This is a genomic window from Bradyrhizobium sp. MI1.3 (assembly GCF_055811695.1).
The window spans coordinates 108,163-129,440 of the sequence record NZ_JBVVPQ010000014.1 but is presented as its reverse complement, the minus strand read 5'-3'; the positions used below and the strand labels follow the sequence as shown (position 1 = coordinate 129,440).

13 protein-coding genes are annotated in these 21,278 nt (G+C 59.2%); 9 read left to right on the top strand and 4 right to left on the bottom strand.

Annotation, left to right across the window (positions count from 1 at the left end):
- The first annotated feature begins 2 nt into the window (after positions 1–2).
- The 8 genes from nodU to AC0L3A_RS13195 all read left to right on the top strand — a co-directional run bounded on the left by nodU (position 3) and on the right by AC0L3A_RS13195 (position 11,705).
- Positions 3–1,715, top strand: coding sequence for a nodulation protein NodU (nodU, locus tag AC0L3A_RS13230; RefSeq protein WP_473254503.1), 1,713 nt, complete (start codon positions 3–5; stop codon positions 1,713–1,715).
- A gap of 4 nt (positions 1,716–1,719) precedes the next feature.
- On the top strand, positions 1,720–2,634 hold the full coding sequence (gene nodI, locus AC0L3A_RS13225) for a nodulation factor ABC transporter ATP-binding protein NodI (RefSeq protein WP_259219162.1): 915 nt from the start codon (positions 1,720–1,722) through the stop codon (positions 2,632–2,634).
- Positions 2,635–2,637: 3 nt separating this feature from the next.
- Positions 2,638–3,426 carry an ABC transporter permease gene (locus AC0L3A_RS13220; protein ID WP_204513569.1) on the top strand — a complete coding sequence of 263 codons (789 nt, stop codon included), beginning with the start codon at positions 2,638–2,640 and terminating at the stop codon, positions 3,424–3,426.
- A gap of 198 nt (positions 3,427–3,624) precedes the next feature.
- Positions 3,625–5,637, top strand: coding sequence for a carbamoyltransferase family protein (locus tag AC0L3A_RS13215; RefSeq protein WP_456766033.1), 2,013 nt, complete (start codon positions 3,625–3,627; stop codon positions 5,635–5,637).
- 120 nt (positions 5,638–5,757) lie between these two features.
- Entirely contained in the window at positions 5,758–6,777 is a 1,020-nt protein-coding gene (locus AC0L3A_RS13210; protein WP_456769716.1) for a nodulation protein NodZ, read from the top strand.
- A gap of 821 nt (positions 6,778–7,598) precedes the next feature.
- Positions 7,599–8,435 carry an SDR family NAD(P)-dependent oxidoreductase gene (locus AC0L3A_RS13205; protein WP_473254502.1) on the top strand — a complete coding sequence of 279 codons (837 nt, stop codon included), beginning with the start codon at positions 7,599–7,601 and terminating at the stop codon, positions 8,433–8,435.
- A 185-nt stretch (positions 8,436–8,620) separates the two neighbouring features.
- The gene (gene nifA, locus AC0L3A_RS13200) at positions 8,621–10,435 is read left to right on the top strand and encodes a nif-specific transcriptional activator NifA (protein ID WP_456766031.1); all 1,815 of its coding nucleotides are present in this window, start codon (positions 8,621–8,623) and stop codon (positions 10,433–10,435) included.
- A 412-nt stretch (positions 10,436–10,847) separates the two neighbouring features.
- Positions 10,848–11,705, top strand: a complete 858-nt coding sequence (locus tag AC0L3A_RS13195; RefSeq protein WP_007605808.1) for an electron transfer flavoprotein subunit beta/FixA family protein — start codon at positions 10,848–10,850, stop codon at positions 11,703–11,705.
- A gap of 620 nt (positions 11,706–12,325) precedes the next feature.
- Here AC0L3A_RS13195 and tcuC read toward each other — a convergent pair.
- Positions 12,326–13,642 carry an MFS transporter gene (gene tcuC, locus AC0L3A_RS13190; RefSeq protein ID WP_456766030.1) on the bottom strand — a complete coding sequence of 439 codons (1,317 nt, stop codon included), beginning with the start codon at positions 13,640–13,642 and terminating at the stop codon, positions 12,326–12,328.
- A gap of 24 nt (positions 13,643–13,666) precedes the next feature.
- On the opposite strand from tcuC, the gene AC0L3A_RS13185 reads away from it, so the two are divergent.
- Entirely contained in the window at positions 13,667–13,948 is a 282-nt protein-coding gene (locus tag AC0L3A_RS13185; protein WP_456766029.1) for a hypothetical protein, read from the top strand.
- 436 nt (positions 13,949–14,384) lie between these two features.
- On the opposite strand, the gene glmS is transcribed toward AC0L3A_RS13185, so the two are convergent.
- From glmS to gmd, 3 genes are all read right to left on the bottom strand, one after another.
- Positions 14,385–16,211, bottom strand: a complete 1,827-nt coding sequence (glmS, locus tag AC0L3A_RS13180) for a glutamine--fructose-6-phosphate transaminase (isomerizing) (RefSeq protein ID WP_456766028.1) — start codon at positions 16,209–16,211, stop codon at positions 14,385–14,387.
- A 209-nt stretch (positions 16,212–16,420) separates the two neighbouring features.
- On the bottom strand, positions 16,421–17,404 hold the full coding sequence (fcl, locus tag AC0L3A_RS13175) for a GDP-L-fucose synthase (protein ID WP_473254501.1): 984 nt from the start codon (positions 17,402–17,404) through the stop codon (positions 16,421–16,423).
- Entirely contained in the window at positions 17,385–18,470 is a 1,086-nt protein-coding gene (gmd, locus tag AC0L3A_RS13170) for a GDP-mannose 4,6-dehydratase (RefSeq protein ID WP_456766026.1), read from the bottom strand. Before gmd ends, fcl begins: the two co-directional genes overlap by 20 nt.
- Between the last annotated feature and the right edge of the window lie 2,808 nt (positions 18,471–21,278).

Sequence of the window (21,278 nt, the reverse complement as noted above, 5' to 3'; positions counted from 1 at the left end):
CTATGCGTATCTGCGGTATCAAGTTGACGCATGACGGGGCCGTCGCTCTGATTGAGGACGGGCAAGTGGTGTTCTGCGTCGAGCAGGAGAAGCTGAACAATAATCCGCGTTATCAAACCATCGACAACCTGGATTCCGTTGTTAGCGCCTTGGCGGAGCACGGGCTAGATCCGAGCGATGTCGATCAGTTCGTCATTGATGGCTGGGATGGAGAGTTCGAATCCCAGTTTGAAGTCCTTAGTGGGACGACGACCGTTAAGCTCAAGGGCGCGCCGTATGTCGAACGCCAAGGCGATAGCCCCCTCGCGTCCCGCGATCGCATCGGCCTTATGCTTGATGGGAAACTATATCCCTATCGAAGCTATCCGCATGTCACCGGGCACGTAGCATCCGCATACTGCACCAGCTCGTTTGCCAAATCCGCACAATCTGCTTTCTGCTTGGTGTGGGACGGCTGCATGTTTCCGCGCCTCTACCATGTCGAGCCGAACGGCATCCGGTTCATCGAGTGCCTGTTTCCGATGATAGGCCACGCCTATGCGACGGCAGGACACCACTTTGGACCTTACAGGCGGGCAGACCGGACCAGCTGGGATCTCGGCATCGCCGGCAAGCTGATGGCCTATATCGCTCTCGGAGCTCCCGACGAGGAGATTATTGCGACGTTTCAGGAGCTTTATCAGGCGCACTTTGCCACGGATGCTGATGGCACTTGCCATAAGCTTGCACAGATCAACAGCCCAAAATCGCCACTTGAAGCTCTGCACGACTTCTTCGATGCGTGCGCACTGCGGTTGAAGGCCAAGCAGGCCGAAGACGTCCTGGCGTCATTTCACGTCTTTCTAGAGCGTCTGCTGGTTCGCACAATTGCTGATGTTGTGCAGCGACATTCGGATCTTGCGGGGGTGCGTAACCTCTGCATAACCGGCGGCTGTGGCCTGAATATCAAGTGGAATAGTGCATTTCGTGCGACCGGTCTGTTCGACGACGTGTGGGTGCCGCCCTTTCCGAACGACAGCGGCTCAGCGATCGGTGCTGCTTGCTCTGCACTGGCGGCACAGCAAGGCTTTAGAGCTCTGGAATGGACGGTCTACAGTGGACCGGCCGTTCGTCCCAGCGAAGTCCCGCCCGGATGGGACGGCGCGCCCTGCACTATGGGCGAACTTGCGGCAATCCTCGCGAGTGACCAGCCCGTGATCTTCCTTGCCGGGCGTGCCGAGCTCGGACCACGTGCGTTGGGTGGCAGAAGCATTCTCGCGGCTGCGAGCTGGGAGGGAATGAAAGACCATCTCAACGACGTCAAGCTTCGAGAGCATTTCAGGCCGGTAGCGCCGATATGCCTGGAGGATCGTGCGGCGGAGATTTTTAGCCCTGGAGTACCCGATCCGTACATGCTGTTCGATCACCAGACGCGACCGGAATGGCGGGACAAAATTCCCGCCGTCGTGCATCTCGATGGATCTGCTCGCCTACAGACGGTTTCCAGAACATCTCAGCATAAAGTGGTCGAGCTTCTCATCGCGTACGAGAAGCTCACAGCCATTCCGCTGCTTTGCAATACCAGCGCCAATTTGCATGGACGCGGCTTTTTCCCGGATGCTGCCGCCGCCTGCCAGTGGGGACGCGTCGATCACGTGTGGTGTGACGGCCTGCTTTGGACGAAAAAGCACGCAACAAAGGACGCGGTGCGAACAACGTCCGTCGCGATCGCGTAAGCAAATGTCAACCCCGGCAATCGACCTTTTCGAGGTGAGCAAGTCCTACAAGGACCGGACCGTCGTGGACGCTCTTTCGTTTACGGTCTCGCCCGGAGAGTGCTTCGGTCTGCTGGGACCAAACGGCGCGGGTAAAAGCACGCTTGCGCGATTGATCCTGGGTGTTGCATCGCCCGACGCAGGTAAGATCCACGTGCTTGGCGAGCCGGTGCCGGCACGTGCGCCCTTGGCGCGTCGGGGCATCGGGGTTGTCCCACAGTTCGATAACCTCGATCTTCAGCTCACCGTGCGCGAAAACTTGCTCGTTTTCGGTCGCTACTTCGGCATGAGCGCGACCGAGGTCAAAACGGTGACTCCGTCACTGCTCGAATTCGCCCGCCTGGAGAACAAGGCGGACGCGCGCGTCGCCGAACTGTCCGGCGGCATGAAGCGGCGACTGACGCTGGCACGTGCCCTCATTAACGACCCGCAGCTCTTGGTGCTTGACGAGCCGACGACTGGCCTCGATCCGCACGGCCGGCATCTCATCTGGGAACGCTTGCGCTGGCTATTAGCGCGCGGCAAAACGATCCTTCTGACCACCCATTTCATGGAAGAGGCGGAGCGATTGTGCGATCGCCTGTGCGTGCTTGAACACGGCCGCAAAATCGCGGAAGGGCAGCCTCATGTCCTGATCGAGCAGCAGATCGGCTGCCAGGTGATCGAGATCTACGGTGGTAATCCCCATGAGCTGCTGCCGCTGGTCAGAACCACAGTGCAGCACGCCGAGGTGAGCGGGGAGACACTGTTCTGCTATGTCACGGATCCCGAGCAGGTGCGTCGCCGACTTGCCAGCCGTACGGATCTCCGCCTTCTGCAGCGTCCGCCAAATCTGGAGGATGTCTTCTTGCGGCTAACCGGGCGAGAGATGAAGGACTGAACGATGTGGCAACGTTTTGCGCCCGCGCTTCCTGCTAATCCATGGAACTGGATCGCGGTATGGCGCCGCAACTTTCTGGTCTGGCGGAAAGTCGCTCTGGCATCGATTCTTGGGAATCTGGCCGAGCCGATGAGCTCTCTGTTCGGTCTTGGTTTTGGCCTTGGAATGATCGTAGGTGGCGTTGAGGGGACTTCATACATCTCGTTTCTGGCAGCTGGGATGGTCGCCACAAGCGCAATGGTCTCCTCAACCTTTGAAACCATCTATGGGGCTTACGCTCGCATGCAGACAGGTTGCACGTGGGAGGCGGTGCTCTGTACGCCTCTTACGCTCGGCGACATTGTTCTAGGTGAAGTGGCGTGGGCAGCGAGCAAGGCCTTGCTCGCCGGGACGGCGATCACGATTGTTGCCGTCGCGCTGGGGTATGCAGAGTGGTCGTCCATTCCCTATGCGTTACCAGCGATCGCCCTCACTGGCGTTGCTTTCGCGAGCCTCGCAATGGTCGTTTCAGCTCTTGCACCGAGCCACGACTATTTCATCTTCTACCAATCACTTATCCTCACCCCCATGATGTATCTGAGTGGCGCGATCTTCCCAATCAGCCAGTTACCGGGTTCATTTCAACGCATAGCGGCCTTGTTGCCCCTGACACATTCGGTCGATCTCATTCGTCCAGCAATGCTCGGTCGGCCGGTCGACAGCGTCGGTTTGCATGTGGGCGCACTTTGCATCTGCGCAGCGTTGCCCTTCATCGTCTCGGCCGCGCTGCTTCGGCAACGCCTGATGCGGTAAGAGGAATAAGACCTAAAGCGAAGCGTCGCGCGTGCGAGATCAGATACCGGACGTAACGAATGTTCGAGTCGCGGCCGACGCTTATATGAGCCTCGTTTCGTTGGCGATGACTGCGGCCCCGCGGCGACGTGCGGCCTACTCGCCAAGCGAGCGATACGAAATAGGTCAACAGACCTCTCAGAATGAACGGAGAACAACATGCTGTGTCTAGGATTGAGTGGCGGGCTTGACAGGGTCTATGAAAACCCCCTGCAACTACCGAACACGTTTCTGCACGACGGCGCCGCGGTGCTCGTCAAGGATGGTCGCGTGATCGCTGCCGTCGAAGAGGAGCGTCTCAACCGAATCAAACATTCAAACAAGCTTCCGAGTAGTGCGATAGAATACTGTCTAGCAGCCGCAGGCGTGGAGCTTCGCGACGTCGATCGTATTGCGTTCTACGCGACTGAAGCCTACTGCAATTCGATGCTCGAACGGTTGTTCATCTCACAGCCTGAGATCTCAATTCCGCTGGATGCGAATCTCCTGTTGCGGCACCTTCTCGCGGCAGAGTTCGGTACCCAAGTTGACCCTTCGCGGGTGTCATTCGTAGGCCATCATCAGGCCCATGCCGTAAGCGCTTTGGCAATGTCCGGCTTTGAAGAGAGTCTGGTTCTCGCGATCGACGGCTGTGGCGACTTCCTCTCGGGTCTGTTGGCGGTGGGGTCGGGCACCGAAATGACCGAGCTCATGACGTTTCCAGAGACCAACTCTCTCGGACTGTTCTATCTGGAAACGATCCGATACCTCGGCTACGGCCTGTTCGACGAATATAAGGTCATGGGATTGGCTCCTTATGGAGATCCCGCTCGCTATCGCGAGCTTTTCTCCCAATTTTATGAGCTCTCCCCCAACGGTGCCTACCGCGTTCACCTCGACCGTATCGGCCCGGCATTGCTGCGCAATATCGAGGTCCGGCGAAAGGGAATGCCGTTCACGCAACAACACCGAGATGTGAGCGCTTCATTGCAGGAGGCGCTGGAGCGGATCGTCTTTCACATTCTTCGGCATTATCGTGAGCAGACCGGAATGAAACGGCTGTGCCTGGCTGGCGGGGTAGCCCACAACTGCACGCTAAACGGAAAACTGCTGTACTCAGGGTTATTCGAAGAGATTTTTGTGCAGCCGGCCTCGCATGATGCCGGATGCGCATTGGGTGCGGCGCTGATGGTGTCGAAGGAGGCCGGGCAGGCTCCGCCCCGCGAACGACTACAGGCGGTTTATTGGGGGCCCGATGTCGGCAGCGACGACAGCATTGAACAGGAACTGAAGGGATGGGCCGGACACCTCGAGATTGAACGGACCGCTGACGTCGCAGCCAGAGCAGCCGAGTGGATCGCTGATGGCGCTGTGATCGGGTGGGTACAGGGCCGGTCCGAGTTCGGCCCTCGTGCGCTCGGCAACCGCAGCATTCTTGCGGACCCGAGGCCCGCGGCAAACAAGGACCGGATCAACGCGATGGTCAAGAAGCGCGAGAGTTATCGACCGTTCGCGCCATCGGTTCTCGAGGAGGATGCGGGCGCGTTCTTTGAGTTGCCGGATGGTCGCGCAGAATATCCCTTCATGAATTTCGTCGTGCGCGTGCGCGAATCCATGCGTGCATTGCTGGGCGCGATCACGCATATCGATGGTACGGCTCGGCTGCAAACGGTGTCCCGCACGAGCAATGCCGCCTATTGGGAACTTATCAATGCGTTCAAAGCTCGAACGGGCGTCCCGATTCTGCTTAATACGTCGTTCAACAACAATGCCGAACCGATCGTAGATTCCGTTGCCGATGCGATTACGGCGTTTTTGTCGACCGAGCTGGATGGCCTTGTGGTCGGGTCATTCCTCATCAAAAAACGGGCAACAACGCTCGAAAACTGGACCGCGCTCGCTGTATCACTGCCGCCCCATGTATCTCTTTACCGGGTTCGCGCTCATGCGGGCCGAGACCGCCAGGAGACAATCTGCGAGATCCGCCTGGGTCACTCCAGCCATGACAGCGTACGCGTCTCGCATGACCTATTCGACATGCTGATGCAAATCGAGAAGGAAGCTGTTCTGGCCGATCTTCTCGCCAGGGTCACGTCCGACAGGACCAGGCGCGAAGCTCTCCTGAACGAACTGCGCGGGCTGTGGGATCAGCGTCGTATTCGGCTGCATCCGTCACAGACTGGGCCGTCGTAAAAGGTGCGTAATGTGACACCTCTAGCATGACCTGCCAATCGCAGTGCCGTGCAGGATGAGTTTGCGGGTTGGGTGACTTGCGTCCAGGTGACCAGCGCCCGGCGTGGATCGGCATCGCAGATGAGTTGGTGCGCCACACTCGCGCAACGAGAAGGGTTTGATAACGTGACGAAGGAACGCTTTGTTGTTTCTCGGAGGCGCACCGGCTTTGGTGATTGCCTCTGGTCGTTGGCATCAGCCTGGTCGTACGCGCAGCGGACCGGGCGAACGCTCGTTATTGACTGGCGCGGTTCCTGTTATGTCGACGAACCGTTCAGCAATGCCTTTCCGGTGTTCTTCGAGCCGGTTGAGGAGATCGCTGGCGTGCCGGTGATTTGCGATGACAGGGTCAACCAGCTCTCGTTTCCCGGCCCGTTCTTCCCGCCGTGGTGGAATAGGCCATCGATCGACTGTATCAATCGTCCGGACGAGCAGATCTTCCGAGAACGTGACGAACTGACTGAGCTGTTCCAAGCAGGAGACGATAACGAGGCCAACACCATTGTCTGTGACGCTTGCCTGATGTGGCGTTGTGATGAGGAAGCCGAACGACTGATCTTCCGAAACATCAAACTCAGGTCTGAGATTCGAGCGCGGATCGAGGACTTGTATGAGCAACACTTTAGCGGCCATAGTATCATCGGCGTTCATGTTCGGCACGGCAATGGCGAAGATATCATGGGGCATGCTCCGTACTGGGCCGATTCGGAGCTCGCTCTTCGTCAGGTCTGCATGGCAGTCCGTAAAGCCATGGCTTTGCCATATCCAAAGCCTGTTAAGATCTTCCTGTGCACGGATAGCGCACAGGTGCTCGATCACATATCGGGTCTGTTTCCCGATATCTTCGCCGTACCAAAACGGTTCCATGCCGATCTGGCAGGGCCGTTGCATAGTGCGGAAATGGGAATTGAAGGTGGAGCTTCCGCGCTCATCGACATGTATCTTCTTGCGCGATGCGCCACCGTGATCCGCTTTCCCCCCACCAGCGCCTTTACGCGCTATGCCCGTCTGCTCGTGCCACGCATTATTGAATTCGATCTGAGCAACCCGGAGCAGTTGACCCTGGTCGATAATCCATACGAGCATTTCGCGGCTTCATGAGGTGCCGCGAATCTGAACCTGCGCAATCGTCGCCTAGATCGTCGGCCTGACACTGCTGGCTTCCACAGCATCGGGTTTCGCAACGTCCGCAGCTGAGAGCTGACCGACGCACTGCCGGGATGCAGTGGTACAGCGAATGCCCGGCGAAGCGTAGGCCAATCCCGGCGAGCATCGGCGGCCTTGTCCCGGGATATGTCGGACTGCGACGTGTAAGTCGACTGGCCGGAGAAAAGGTTAGGGTCCCGGCATCGCCGGGCCGAAACCGCCATCGGCGGCCACGCGGTGAAGAGCACGGCAATGGTGGCCCGGGCCGCCGAGGAATCTGACGTAGCAGACGGTCACGTCAGAATGTCCCAGCAGCAAGGACGCGCGTCAGGTAGACGTATCGCCGTTTCTGCGTTAATCCCTTCGCGGTCAGCTCGTCTTCTGGACGACGGCCTTGTTCATGCGCTGGTTGCGAAATACTTTCGACCGCATCTGATCAACGGCACGAGCCCCAGCCCACCGATGTCGAACCAGAGCCGCATCTGCGGCGGCGCGTCCAACCGAGAAAATTGAACGAACTGGCCATCGATCCTGATCTCCGCACAAGGCAGCTAAACTATCTCCGCCAATTCGAATGAGCCACAGACCACCCCTGGAGTGCGACGCGGTCAACGGGCCGTGGTGGCTTGACGCGGCGTTGCTGTTGTCGAAAAGCAAACAGGCCAGATGTTCAGAACCTGCCATTTGTCGCAAAAGTGCGCCCCTTATGCCCTGCGTCGCTTTGGCCCGGATCCTGCACCAGGTGCACAGCCGATGGGAGCGGAAGGGAGCCGCGTGTGAATCTAGATCTACCAGATGACAAAGCGGTCGCACCTCAATCGTCGGAAACGGACCCTAGCGGTCCAATTCACGCCGATCGAGCGGGCCGTCCGCTGCGTGAGCGAAAGACGCTGGTATTGACCGGGGCATCGCGCGGTATCGGTCGCGCCACCGGAAAATTGTTTTCGAAAGCCGGTTGGCGCATCATTTCTTGCGCGCGCCAACCATTGGACGCGGCGCGTCGCCCATCAGACTCAGAGGGCGACAGCTATATCGAAGTCGACCTGGGCGATCATCGGATGCTGCCGCGCGTGATTGCCGAGATCAAGGAGCGCCTTGCTGGCGCACCGTTGCACGGACTGGTAAACAATGCCGGAAACTCACCAAAAGCGGCAAACGGTACCAGGCTGACATCGCTGGCGACCTCAGTCGACACCTGGATGAGCGTGTTCCACCTCAATCTGGTGGCACCGATCCTACTCGCTCAAGGCCTGTTCGACGAATTGAAAAGGGCGTCAGGCTCGATCGTCAACGTGACGTCGATCGCCGGCTCGCGGGTGCATCCATTTGCTGGCTCGGCATATGCGACTTCGAAAGCTGCGCTCGCTTGTCTCACGCGCGAAATGGCGCACGATTACGCCGCGCATGGCATTCGCGTCAATGCGATCGCGCCCGGCGAAATCAAGACGGGCATTTTGTCGCCTGACACGGAAGCGCATCTTGTGCCAAAGATCCCACTCCGCCGAGTGGGTACACCCGAAGAGGTCGCCAAGGTCATTTTCTTCCTATGTTCAGATGCGGCAAGTTATGTCACCGGCGCCGAAGTGCCGATCAATGGCGGGCAACACTTATAATTCAATCAGCCCCCAAGAGCCCCGGCTGTTCTGAGCTTCATCGATGGAAGTCATGTTGGCCGGGGTGAATCCGCGCAGCGAGTTGGAAAACAAAGCGGCAAAGCGAGTTACTCTAAGTGCTGCCGACGTGCCATGAAGAGGGGTAATCTCTCGTCCCGCCCTGAGAACAGGATGTCAGATCGGGCATGCAACACGAATCCAACAAGTCCGATGGGGAGGATCGAGAAAGGAACGGAGAAGTCGTGATGCTAGACAGCATTTCCCTGCGCGAAAAGCCAAACTCAACCTCCGACGCGGACGCTTCCGCTTGTATTGTGCGGTCCCAAGAGAAATCGCTAAGCACGATCGTTGAAATAGCGCACACGCTCACTGGCCTATGTCGGCTCGAGGCTAAGCTGGCGAGCGTCATCGAGCGCCTGGGATCGCTCGTGCGGATGCGGCGCGGCATCGTATGTCTGTTCGAGCATGACGGCGGGCCGGAGATCATCGTAGAGGACGGCAGGAGCGAAGACCGCGACGCGCGCTGCCGGGTGCGCTTGCCGCAAGGAGCAATCGATCAAATCGTCGCGTCGGGGCAGCCGCTCATCGTGGAGAATCTAGCGCTGCATTCGGCCTTCAGTTCTTCGGAGGTCGATATGCTAAATGCCGGCGGTCATACGCGTGTTGCGTTCATCGGCGTTCCCATAGATGTTGACGGCAAAGTTGTGGGTACGCTGAGCATTGACCGCATCGCGGACAATGGGACGCGTGCGCAGCTCGAGGACGACCTCCGCCTTCTGACGATGGTCGCCAGCCTGCTAGGCCAGACGACGAAACTGCATTGCTCGTTTGTGCGCGATCGCGGGCGCCTTATGGACGAGGAGTTCCGGCTGCAGAAGCAACTTTCCGAACTCAAGCCTCATGGGCGGGACCGTAAGAAGGTCCAAGTCGAGGGAATTATCGGCGACAGCCCGGCGCTGCGCGCGCTACTTGACAAGATCGAGGTGATCTCAAAATCAAATAGCACGGTTTTGTTGCGTGGCGAATCGGGTACCGGCAAAGAGCTGGTCGCGAAGGCTATTCACGAGCGTTCAGCGCGCGCCAAACGCCCCTTTATCAAGCTGAATTGCGCAGCCCTCACAGAGACGGTGCTGGAATCCGAATTGTTCGGACACGAGAAGGGGGCGTTTACGGGCGCATTCAACGCGCGCAAGGGGCGCTTCGAGATCGCCGACAAGGGAACGTTGTTTCTGGATGAGATTGGAGAGATCTCGGGCTCGTTCCAGGCGAAGCTCCTGCGCGTGCTTCAGGAGCAGGAATTCGAGCGGGTGGGCGGCAATCAGACGATCAAAGTCGACGTCCGCGTGATTGCGGCCACGAACAAGAATCTTGAAGAGGCGGTGGCCAGGAACGAGTTTCGTGCCGATCTCTATTACCGCATCAGCGTGGTTCCTCTGCTATTGCCGCCGCTGCGCGAAAGACGCACTGATATTCCGCTTCTCGCTGCTCGTTTTTTGAAGAACTTCAACGATGAGAACGGCCGTGCCCTGGTATTCGATTCAAGTGCGATTGAGGTCCTCATGAATTGCGGATTTCCCGGCAACGTCCGTGAGCTCGAAAACTGCGTGCAGCGGACCGCGACGCTAGCGCTAGGATCGTCGATCGTAAGAGATGATTTTGCGTGCTGCCATGGGCAATGCCTGTCGGCCTTGCTATGGAAGGGTGGACCGGCGGAAGTGGCGCGACAGCCGAGCCCGACAATCGCACCGCCCGCGAGGCTGAGCATGCCGGCAACGGAAGCCGCGACACCCGTTCGGCCGGTGAGCAGCGAGCTGACGCCGCTAGGGCCGCCTGGGCGCCCCGTGGTAGGTGCCGCGAAAGTCACCGATCGCGAGCGCGTCATCGCAGCCATGGAAAGATCCGGGTGGGTACAGGCGAAGGCGGCGCGCCTGCTTGGACTGACCCCACGCCAGATTGGCTACGCCTTGCGAAGACACGGCATCGAGATCAAACGCTTCTGAGCCAAGCGTCGAGCTCGCTCCTCTCTCTCTCGCTCGGCCGACTGGCATAGGAGAGCGTGGAAAAGAGGGCGGTCGCCAGCTCGGATGCATGATCGGGATGCTAGCGTGTGCCTTGGGTTGGGATTTACTCGCCGGCGACGCGTAGGGCGTCTTCGCTTAGCCCAGTCTTGTCATCGTCTGTTTGCAACCTACGCGCCCTGAAAATGGCTTTGGCGTCGAAGCGGCGCGTGATCGCTGCGGCTCCGTTGCCGCCCCTGACTCCGATCAGCTTGAGATCACGCCGGTGCGTAAACCATCGCAGTTGCGACAACCGGCTCGTCGTCAGCCTGCATTCATTCCTCGTTGGCGAAATGCCTTGGATGGTATGACATTTGCTGCGTCGGGAGTCGGCTCGGCATCTTAGGAGAAGTACATGCACAGCATCGTCTGCATCAAACAAGTCCCCGACTCCGCGCAAATCCGCGTGCACCCTGTTACGAACACGATCATGCGCCAGGGCGTGCCGACAATCATCAACCCCTATGATCTCTTCGCATTGGAAGCTGCGCTCGAGCTAAGAGATCAATTCGGCGGCGAAGTCACCGTCCTGACAATGGGACCGCCGTCGGCCGAAGAATCTCTCCGAAAGGCACTGACATTTGGTGCCGATCGCGCTGTCCTGCTCACCGACCGTAGCTTCGCGGGCTCGGATACGCTGGCGACGAGTTACGCGTTGGCGAGCGCGATTCGCAACATCGGCAAGGAATATGGCCCACCGGACGTCATATTCACCGGCAAGCAGACGATCGACGGCGATACGGCGCAGGTGGGACCTGGCATTGCAAGGCGGCTCGGGGTCCAGCAGCTCACTTATGTTTCCACGATCAAAGCGTTGGACCTCAAGCTACGGACCATCGAGGCCGAACGGCGCTGCGAAGGGGGCGTCCAGGTGTTGGGTTCCAAGCTGCCGTGTCTCGTCAGCATGTTAGAGGCAACAAATCAAATTCGCCGCGGCGCAATGATAGATGCGTTGCGTGCCGCCCGCACCACAATCGTAAAATGGAGCGCCCAAAGTGCTGGCGTGGATGACATGGCCAATTGCGGTCTGAGGGGATCGCCGACCGTGGTCAAGCGTGTGTTCGCGCCCTCCGCGCGAGCGGAGAAGGCGACGTGGGTGGAGGCGGCCGAGCAGCCGGCCCAAGCATTGATCGACGCTATGTTCAAGCGCAACCCTATGCTCGAAACGGAGCTCGCACAGCTCGCCTCATCTGCGCAAGCTCGCGGTGCGTGAGGTCACGGCTGATCGAGCGCAGCGAGCAACAGCCTGGGTCTGGTTACGCATTGGCCCATCGCTCGTTGTACAGGCACGACCAAACTTCTCGACCACTCCCCGCCAGATGCGACAAGAAGGTGAGCCTTCAACCTGCGTACCCGAGCGCCGAGAGGTCGGTATCGGACCAGGATACAAGACGGCCCGCTACGCTAACGTTTGTCGCTACCTGCGAGACGACCAGTCCGCTGGGGAATTCACGCAGCCCGAGGATGTGCGCCTTCGAGTTTTGTGGCGGCCGCACAGAATATCAGAGCGTGGAGCTCGCACGAGGGATCCCAGTCCTCGCGCGAAATCCGCCGTGTTTCACGCAACTGCAAGTGCGGGCAGCGCACCGTCCGACCACCGGACGGAATCGAGGTTGGCTGATAAGCTAAGCCTTTCCCGGTCAACATCACCGCCAGCTCGTCCCTATACTGCCCCAGATCACATAGGAAGAACCGTGATCGCCAGAACGGCCGCGCAGCATCGTGAAAATCACCGCAGGGATAGTCGCGCACCAACTTCAGTTCAGCCTTCGGCCCCCAACGTCCCGCGGGCGCGCGTGCTAACGCGTGGTAAATTGCGCGCTTACCGCCAAGTTAGGCCGCTCGGGTCGCAACGGCTTTCGCAACTCTCTTGGTGTTTCCTGGATAAATCGTGAGCGCGGCGATAATGCCGAGCAAAGCCGCAAACATCAACCAGAAACCGGGCGACGCCTTGTCATCTGTCCGGTCGATCAGCCAAGTCGATGCAAGCGGCGTAAACGTGCCAAACAGAGCCGCGGCGAGTGCGAACGCCAAAGAAAAGCAAGTTGTGCGAATGTGCTTCGGCACGATTTCGACCAGAGCGCCCAACATGGCGCCGCTATAGGTGCCAAAGTAAAACGAGAACATCATCTCCACGATCAGCATCTTGCCAAAGCTTGGGTCCGTTACAAGCCAAGACAACGCCGGATATGCAGTCACCAAGGCTAGGCCGGCAATGGTCAGCAGGACCGGTTTCCGGCCGATTCTGTCGGAAATCGCGCCGCCAATTGGGTTCCACATGAAGTTCGTCACCGCGACCAAGAGCGTCACCAACAGCGTGTTCTGCGAGGACAACTGCAATACGTGCCTGCCGAACGTAGGCGTGTACACCGTCACGAAATAGAAGGTCGTGGTCGTCAGCATCGCGATCATCATGCCGAGAATGACGATGCGCCAGTTCGCAAGTGTGGAGGCAAAGATCTCGCGGGCCGTCGGGTGGTTCTTCATGACCAGAAACTCCGGAGTTTCCTCCAGCGTCCGGCGCAGGAAGAAGATAAGCGGTACGATCAAGCAGCCAAGGAAGAACGGGATCCGCCAGCCCCAAGCGGCAACCATTTCGGCCGGAAGTGCTTCGCTCAAAAAATATCCGATAAGGGCCGCGACAAAGATCGCAACCTGCTGGCTCGAGGACTGGAAAGATGTGTAAAAGCCGCGGTTGCCCGGAGTGGCAATCTCGGAGAGGTAAACGGAAACACCACCAACCTCAACGCCGGCAGAAAAGCCCTGCAACAGCCGTCCGAACAGCACGATCGCAGGTGCGGCAATGCCGATCGTCGCATAGCCCGGACAAAAGGCGATGATGATGGTGCCAATGGCCATGATCGAAAGCGTGATGATCAGGCCTTGCCGACGGCCAATCTGGTCAATATAGGCTCCAAGCACGATCGCACCAACAGGTCGCATCAAGGCACCCAGCCAGAACACACCGAAGGTGTTAAGCAGTGAAGCGGTTTCGCTTCCTGATGGAAAGAACGCGTTTCCGATGGCACTGGCGTAGAACCCGAACAAGAAGAAGTCGAACTGCTCGAGGAAGTTGCCGCTCGTGGCACGTAAGATGGCGCCAATGCGCGATTTGGCATTTGAGGCGTGCGCAATGGGCGCTGGTGACATGGCGAGTTTCCTCTCGATTTTGAAATGGCCGCTTCCGGAGAAAATCTCACCGCAGCCGCGTGCAGTTTCATGGCCGCGAATCGGTCATCAGGGCACTGTCGACCAAGCCGTAAGCGCCTGACGTTTCCGGCATATTTTCGGCAATTGCCGCAAACCCTCACAATTTTCGCTCGTTATTCCGCTCGTGCAGCAGGAGTGGCTCTCAAGCTACTGAACCCTCGGGCAATTCTCGGCGCCAAGGTCGGCGACAAGGTTGTTGTCTTTGGCGTGGCCGAAGTTCTCATCAAGCGTACCGATATGCAGTGAAAGGGGAAGGACGAGATCGGTGGCATACAAGCCGCAGCGAGGAGCTCCGTGAGATGTCGTGCTAGAACAGCTCGCGAGCCTGCGATTGGGCCGAACTGCGCTATTATCCCGCCCGATCTCCAGCGATGTCGATATGCTCAAAGTTAACCGGAGGTTCGCCGAATAGGATTTTGTGAGCGCGCCGGCGATCAAGCGCGGCGCCGATGGCCATGCTTGTAAACAGCCCCGTTGTCGTCGAGCGAGGCGCGCCTCGTACTTCAAGTGGCGCTCCGCTTCGTATGCGATCCAAACCCGGCGTCTCCGTAAACAGGGCAAGAACAGGCACAAGCCTCGGCGGCATAGGGGCCTGGAAATGGGCGGCACATCGTGAGTCGATCTGACCGCGGCTTGCGCATTCGGAATCTGACCACGATAACCGAGGTCGCATCACTTTGCCTTATTCGACGGTGACCGATTTCGCGAGATTTCGGGGTTGGTCGACGTCCGTGCCCATGAGGATGGCCGTGTGGTAGGCTAGGAGCTGCACCGGAATCGCATAGACAATCGAGGTGAATGTCGCACCCATCTCCGGCAACACAATCGTCGCGAGTGAATCCATGGACACGTCTGCGGCTCCCCTGGCGTCCGTTATCAAGATAATCTTGCCACCGCGTGCAGCGACCTCCTGCATGTTCGAGATGGTCTTTTCGAACACCCGGTCGGAAGGAGCGATGACGATTACGGGAACACTCTCGTCGACCAAGGCGATCGGGCCGTGCTTGAGCTCCCCGGCCGCATAGCCCTCGGCGTGAATATAGGATATCTCCTTCAGCTTCAGTGCCCCTTCCATGGCCAGTGGAAACGACGTGCCGCGACCAAGATATAGCACGTCACGCGATTTGGTGATGTCGCGTGCGAGCTTCTCGATCTGCGGCTCGTTGGCCAGCGCCGCTGAAACGAGCCGAGGAATTTCGATCAGCTCGCGTAGCAGATCGATGCTGTCGCTCTCCGACAATTCACCGCGGGCCTTGCCGGCAGCGACCGCCAGCGCCGCCAGGACGACCAGCTGGCATGTGAACGCCTTGGTCGAGGCAACACCGATTTCGGGCCCCGCGAGTGTCGGCAATGCTGTCCCGCTTTCGCGCGCAATGGTCGAACTGAGTACGTTCACGATCGAGAGCGTATGCAGGCCTTGCGATTTGGCGTAGCGGAGCGCGGCCAGCGTATCGGCGGTCTCGCCTGACTGCGAGATGAAGATAGCAAGATCTCCTTGGCGCATCGGTGCCTCACGATACCGAAATTCGGAGGCGACATCGAGCTCGACCGGAATACGAGCCAGCCGCTCGAACCAGTATTTGGCGATGTGGCCGGCGTAGCCTGCCGTACCGCAAGCCGTGACCGAGATATGTCCGATCTCATTGAAGTCGAACGGAAGCTCCTGCGGCAGTGCCACGCTCTCGCGGGCAATATCGACGTAATGCGCCAGCGTCTGCCCGATCACCTCTGGCTGTTCGTGGATTTCCTTCGCCATGAAGTGGCGGTAGTTCGCTTTATCGACGAGTGCCGACGACGCGCCAGAGTTCACCACATCCCGGCGGACGACTGTGCCTTGTGCGTCGTAGACCACGCTGAAGTTGCGGTTGAGCACAGCCCAATCGCCATCCTCAAGGTAGGTAATCAAGTCGGTAAGGGGCGCGAGCGCGATAGCATCCGATCCGAGATACATTTCGCCTTCGCCATGCCCGATCGCGAGTGGTGAGCCCTTGCGCGCACCGATCATGAGGTCGTGTCGGCCCTTGAACAGAATTGCAAGCGCAAACGCGCCCACTAGCCGCGGCAGCGACGCTTTTACTGCCTCCTGCGGCGAGCTGCCATTCTTCAGATAAGACTCGATGAGATGCGCCACCACCTCCGTGTCTGTTTCAGAGGCGAAACAGGCGCCATGCTGTTTCAGCTCCGCGCGCAGCTCCCGGAAATTCTCGATTATGCCGTTATGGACGACCGCAACATTGTCCGTTGCATGCGGATGAGCGTTGTGTTCGGTTGGCTTGCCATGAGTAGCCCAGCGCGTGTGCCCAATCCCGACATGGCCTGAAAGCGGATGGCGGCGAACACGTGTCTCAAGGTTTTTCAGCTTTCCCTCGGCGCGTCGAAGCTCGATGTGATTTCCTTTGAGCGTTCCGATGCCAGCTGAGTCGTAGCCGCGATATTCCAGTCGTTTAAGTGAATCGATGAGGCGATCCGCGACCGGACCGCGCCCCAAGATGCCTACAATTCCGCACATGGTAGCCAGTTTACCTCAACTTCAAAACAGAGCGTCTCGCAAGACGCGCCTGACCAATTCGCTCGCTATTTATCGACCGGTGTGGTCGTGCCGGCCTTCCATCGCGCACGCGTCACTCGGCGTGCGCGAGCTCAAAGCAACACCGGAAACCCAATCGAAGTCGCCAGACGATCCGAAGCAACTTTCTGGGAATCGGACAATGAGCGCCGTCAGCAATTAACAGCTGCATGATTCTCTCCTTTGTCCGATTTGGCCGATACCGCTAAGAAGTCCTGATAGGTCTGCCGCATTCCATCTGTAAGCCATGTCCTCGCGCGCCAGCCGAGCTTTGCGAGGCGGCTGACGTCGAGCAGCTTGCGCGGCGTGCCGTCGGGGCGCGAGGTGTCGAAGGCGATCTCGCCGCTGTAGCCGACGATCTCTGCGACGACGCGCGCGAACTCGGCGATGGTGACGTCCTCGCCGGTGCCGATGTTGATCAGCTCTGCTCCCGAATAGGTCTTCATCAGGTACACGCAGGCGTCTGCCATGTCGTCGACATAGAGGAATTCGCGCCGTGGCGTGCCGGTGCCCCACACGGCAACGCTCTTGGCACCCGCGACCTTCGCCTCGTGGAAGCGCCGGATCAGCGCCGCGACGACATGGCTCAGTTCGGGATGATAATTGTCGCCGGGGCCGTAGAGATTGGTCGGCATTACGCTGATGAAGTCGCTGCCATACTGGCTGCGATAGGCCTCCACCATCTTGATCCCGGCGATTTTTGCAATTGCATAGGGCTCGTTGGTCGGTTCCAGCGGGCCCGTCAGGACCGCATCTTCTCGCAACGGCTGCGGCGCCAGTTTCGGATAGATGCAGGACGAGCCCAGAAACATTAGCTTCTCGGCGCCGTTCTGGTGCGCGGCCTGGATCACGTTCGCCGCGATCGCGATGTTGTCGTAGATGAACTCGGCGCGCAGCGTGTTGTTGGCGACGATACCGCCGACCTTTGCCGCGGCGAGGAAGATCACCTGCGGCCGCGTTCTTGCGAACCAGTCGGACACCGCCGCCTGGTTGCACAGATCAACCTCGCGCCGGTCCACGGTGACGAGCTTGACGTCCTCCCGCGCCAGCCGGCGCGCAAGCGCGCTGCCGACCATGCCGCGATGGCCGGCTACGTAGACACTCTTGCCTGTCAGCTCAAACGGAGCGTTTGCCACTCGTCGCGTCCCGTTTTGCTACCGCCAGATCGCTCGCCATCATCTCCGCGACGAGCTCTGCAAAGCTCCGCTTCGGCCTCCAGCCGAGCACCTCGCGCGCCTTGCTGGCGTCGCCGACGAGGAGATCGACCTCGCTGGGCCGGAAATAGGTCGGATCGATCTTCACCACCGTCTTGCCGCTCATCTCGTCCACGCCGGTCTCCTCGACGCCTGTCCCGCGCCATGCGATGCGGCGACCGAGCTGGGCGAACGATAGCTCGACCATCTCGCGCACCGAGTGCATCTCGCCGGTGGCGAGCACGAAATCGTCGGGCTTGTCGGCTTGCAGGATCTTGTGCATACCCTCGACGTAGTCGCGCGCATGGCCCCAGTCGCGCTTGGCTTCGAGATTGCCGAGATAGAGCGTCTCCTCCAGCCCGACCTCGATACGGGCGACAGCGCGCGTGATCTTGCGGGTCACAAACGTCTCGCCGCGGATCGGGCTCTCGTGATTGAACAGGATACCGTTGCTCGCGAACATGCCATAGGCTTCGCGGTAATTCACCGTGATCCAGTAGCCGTAGAGCTTTGCGACGCCGTAAGGCGAGCGCGGATAGAACGGCGTGGTCTCCTTCTGCGGGATCTCCTGGACGAGGCCGTAGAGCTCCGAAGTCGACGCCTGGTAGAACCGCGTCTCCTTCTCTATGCCGAGGATGCGGATCGCTTCCAGCAGGCGGAGTACGCCGATGCCGTCGGCATTGGCCGTGTATTCCGGGCTCTCGAAGCTGACGGCGACGTGGCTCTGGGCGGCGAGATTGTAGATCTCGGTCGGCCGGATCTGCTGCACCAGGCGGATCAGATTGCTCGAATCCGTCATATCGCCGTAGTGCATCAGGAACGGCACGTCGCCGACATGCGGATCCTGGTAGAGATGATCAACGCGCGCGGTGTTGAACGAGGACGAGCGCCGCTTGATGCCGTGCACGACATAGCCGAGCGACAGCAGATGTTCGGAAAGATAGGCGCCGTCCTGGCCGGTCACGCCGGTGATTAGAGCGACCCGCCGTTTGCTCTCTTGGCTTAACAAATGATTCCTCTGCGCAGGCTAATGTCGTTCCCCGATCGACGACGTCAATCGCGGCTGGCTCTTCGAAATGCGGAAGCGTCACGCTCTCGAACTGCCGAAGTGTGGACCTCTACAGGTATTGCGTCGATGGCTCAACTGTACGGAGGTAAACCTCCCACCTCGAAAGAGTTTTGAAGGACTATACGAAAGTTTGTAGTCCGGCAGATTTCGTTCGGCCTTCGTCAGGCGCTTCTCTATTGCTTGAGTGCGCTCAATAAATTCGGCGCAGTCAAAAGGTAAGCAGGCCGTTCGGCCGAGAAGCGTTCTGCAGTCTCTCCATGCTCAGCTCGCGCGTCGAGCCAAGGAGTGTCCCTCATTTCTTGTCCTTGCCTAGAAATTTCGAGTCTTGCTGTTCATCCAGTGCAACTGCGAGCAAGCCCGGCAAACAAAGCCTTGAAAGTTGTTCTCTGTCGCGCAGTCCGTATCATCGATCAATCTCGGGACGATCGTGTTGGTGGTCGGATAAGCATAGGTGAAGGCGCGCATATTGCAGTCCCACGGCAGAAACACGCGGGATGAGCTGATCGTCGAGGGAGCCGACTCGGGCTGTTTAAGCGCGCGCCGCCTGCTCGAATGCGCCAAAAGGGGCGTGAGCTTAGAGGCGCGCCATCGAAATGGATCGCTGCCTTATCGGGTTTGAACGCCGCCGAGATCAATCTTCGATCGCTCGCGTGTCTAAACTTCCACATCATTGCCGTTCCAAGGCGATCACATGAGGTTTCCAATGCTCGTTCGTCGGGTGTTGAGGGGCTCGTTGCCTGCATCGCGTTCGGCCCTGGGGCAATCGTCAGGCCTGCATCTCGAGCAGGCCCAGCTCGCGGAGCTAGCGGCAGCTCTCTTGCTGCCGCAATCAGCCGCTTACCATGCCGCGCGCTCGTCCCGGACTACTCGTTGTCATCTAGTCTGCTTTTCGTTTAAGGACGGGCGCGTCCGTCCGACCATGGCATGACGTGCATTCGGACATGGTGATAAGCGCACCATGATGACGGTTTTTGGCGCAGTCCCGTCACAATTGGTTCCCCGCACATATACGCTCTTCCAGGATCGCCATTCTTGAAGCCAACAATTGCCCGACATTGGCCCTCACAATGGTCGACGAGCAACACCGTGTTGGATCCATCGGGTCTTCTCACATCACCGCTCCAGGATAGCGCATCAGTCTCGCGGCGGCTCGTTGGCACTTGGCGCTCGCAACCGTATTTCGAAGTCTCCAATGCTGGATTGGTCCTTCTTACATCTGGGCAATCGTGACCTCATGCGACCTGGCAATTTGCGTAGACAGAACAGGAACAGCGTCCTTCGCACTCAGCGCGATCCTCAGCCGCTTTGGCAGAACACCTCTCATGACACGCGATCGGCTTGCTCCGCTTTTGCCCACAGGAATTCTAGGGCGACTGAAGATTGGAGCCAACTAGCAGGGGCACTCTACAATCTGACGCTACGTACGATTCAATCCCCTGCGGGGGTTATCGCGGGAATATGTCACGCCAGGAGCCAGCCGCGACGGGAGGAGGGCGGGAGGCGCTGCGCCAAAGCGGCTGGCTTTCGCTATTCGTCCTCCGCGGAATTGCGCAGCCAGGGTCTGCTCAAGTGTGCCGGCATAGCCACGCCGCGGCAGTGAGGCTGCTGGTCGTGGCAATGAGCGATAACGCGTGTCAATGAAGTTCTTGTAAGGTCCATGGAATAGGAGCGCGCTCGCCGGCCGAATCAAGCGTCCATGGCGAGGATGCTCTGTGGCATCTGTGCGAATTGGCGCCTCGTCTATCCGGCCGAGCTCTCCCGCTACACTGTCTGGATGGGGCTGTTTCCCGGGATTTCTCGGGGCTGGCGCCGCTGGGCAGAATGGGAAACGAGATCCATCGGCAGCGGTTATTCTGGTAATGAGTGCAATTCCCGTCAAGGCACTGAGCAGTGACTTTGCCGTTCCAGACAACTTGGACGATGGACCTCGAAAGGCGCCGTCAGGTGCAGGCCGCGTCAGGTCAACGATGATTGCGGGTTCGATCCATGTGGGGGCCGTCATGCGTTGGAAGACGGCGCCCAAGCGGTGCTCAGCCCTGGTCCCGTTCAGAGCATCGCGGTTTAAGTCCGAATTGGTGCGTTTGCTACAATCGTGGCTGGTCTCCAACAGTTGCTATGGGCGCGTGCAACTCCAGAGCGGCCACGGAAAAGGCGGAAAGTCTGCCGGCAATCAAACGGCTGTTGGAACGAGCGGCGCAGCCCATGCTCTCGGATCGCCGGGCAGGGCCTCGTAGGCGCCGATCCGGCGCTCCTCCCCATTCATCTTGAGGCGCGAGCGACTGTTAAGCCGGCATTCTCCAGTGCATCCAAGATCCTATCAGCAACCATCCGGGGATCGCGCTGGTCCTCTATGCTCACGCTACAGGCCAAGGTAGCTGCCATGATCGCGTGAGCCGTTTTGCGCTGGAGGCTGTCGTACTCGGCATACTCGCCGCAAATGTTGCAGGTGATCACTGGTCGGCCGGCCCAGGGGTCGTGCATTGCGATCTCGCACCAGTTATCTCCGTGACATTTCTGGCAGAGCATAATTAGAGAGTTCCTTGTGGTTTGAGCTCGCGCTACGTGGTCGTCTGTTGAACGACTGCTTGGCATCCAAAGCTGCAGAAGCCACTGCACTCTGGAGGCGCTGTTGCCGTCCTGAAAAACACGATGTACGCGGGCTCCGGAGCAATCCGCCCGAAAGGGCTGCGGCGTGAGCGAACACTTGATGCATCTCTGCCGAGAGCGGCGGCGATGACGCGCCTCCGT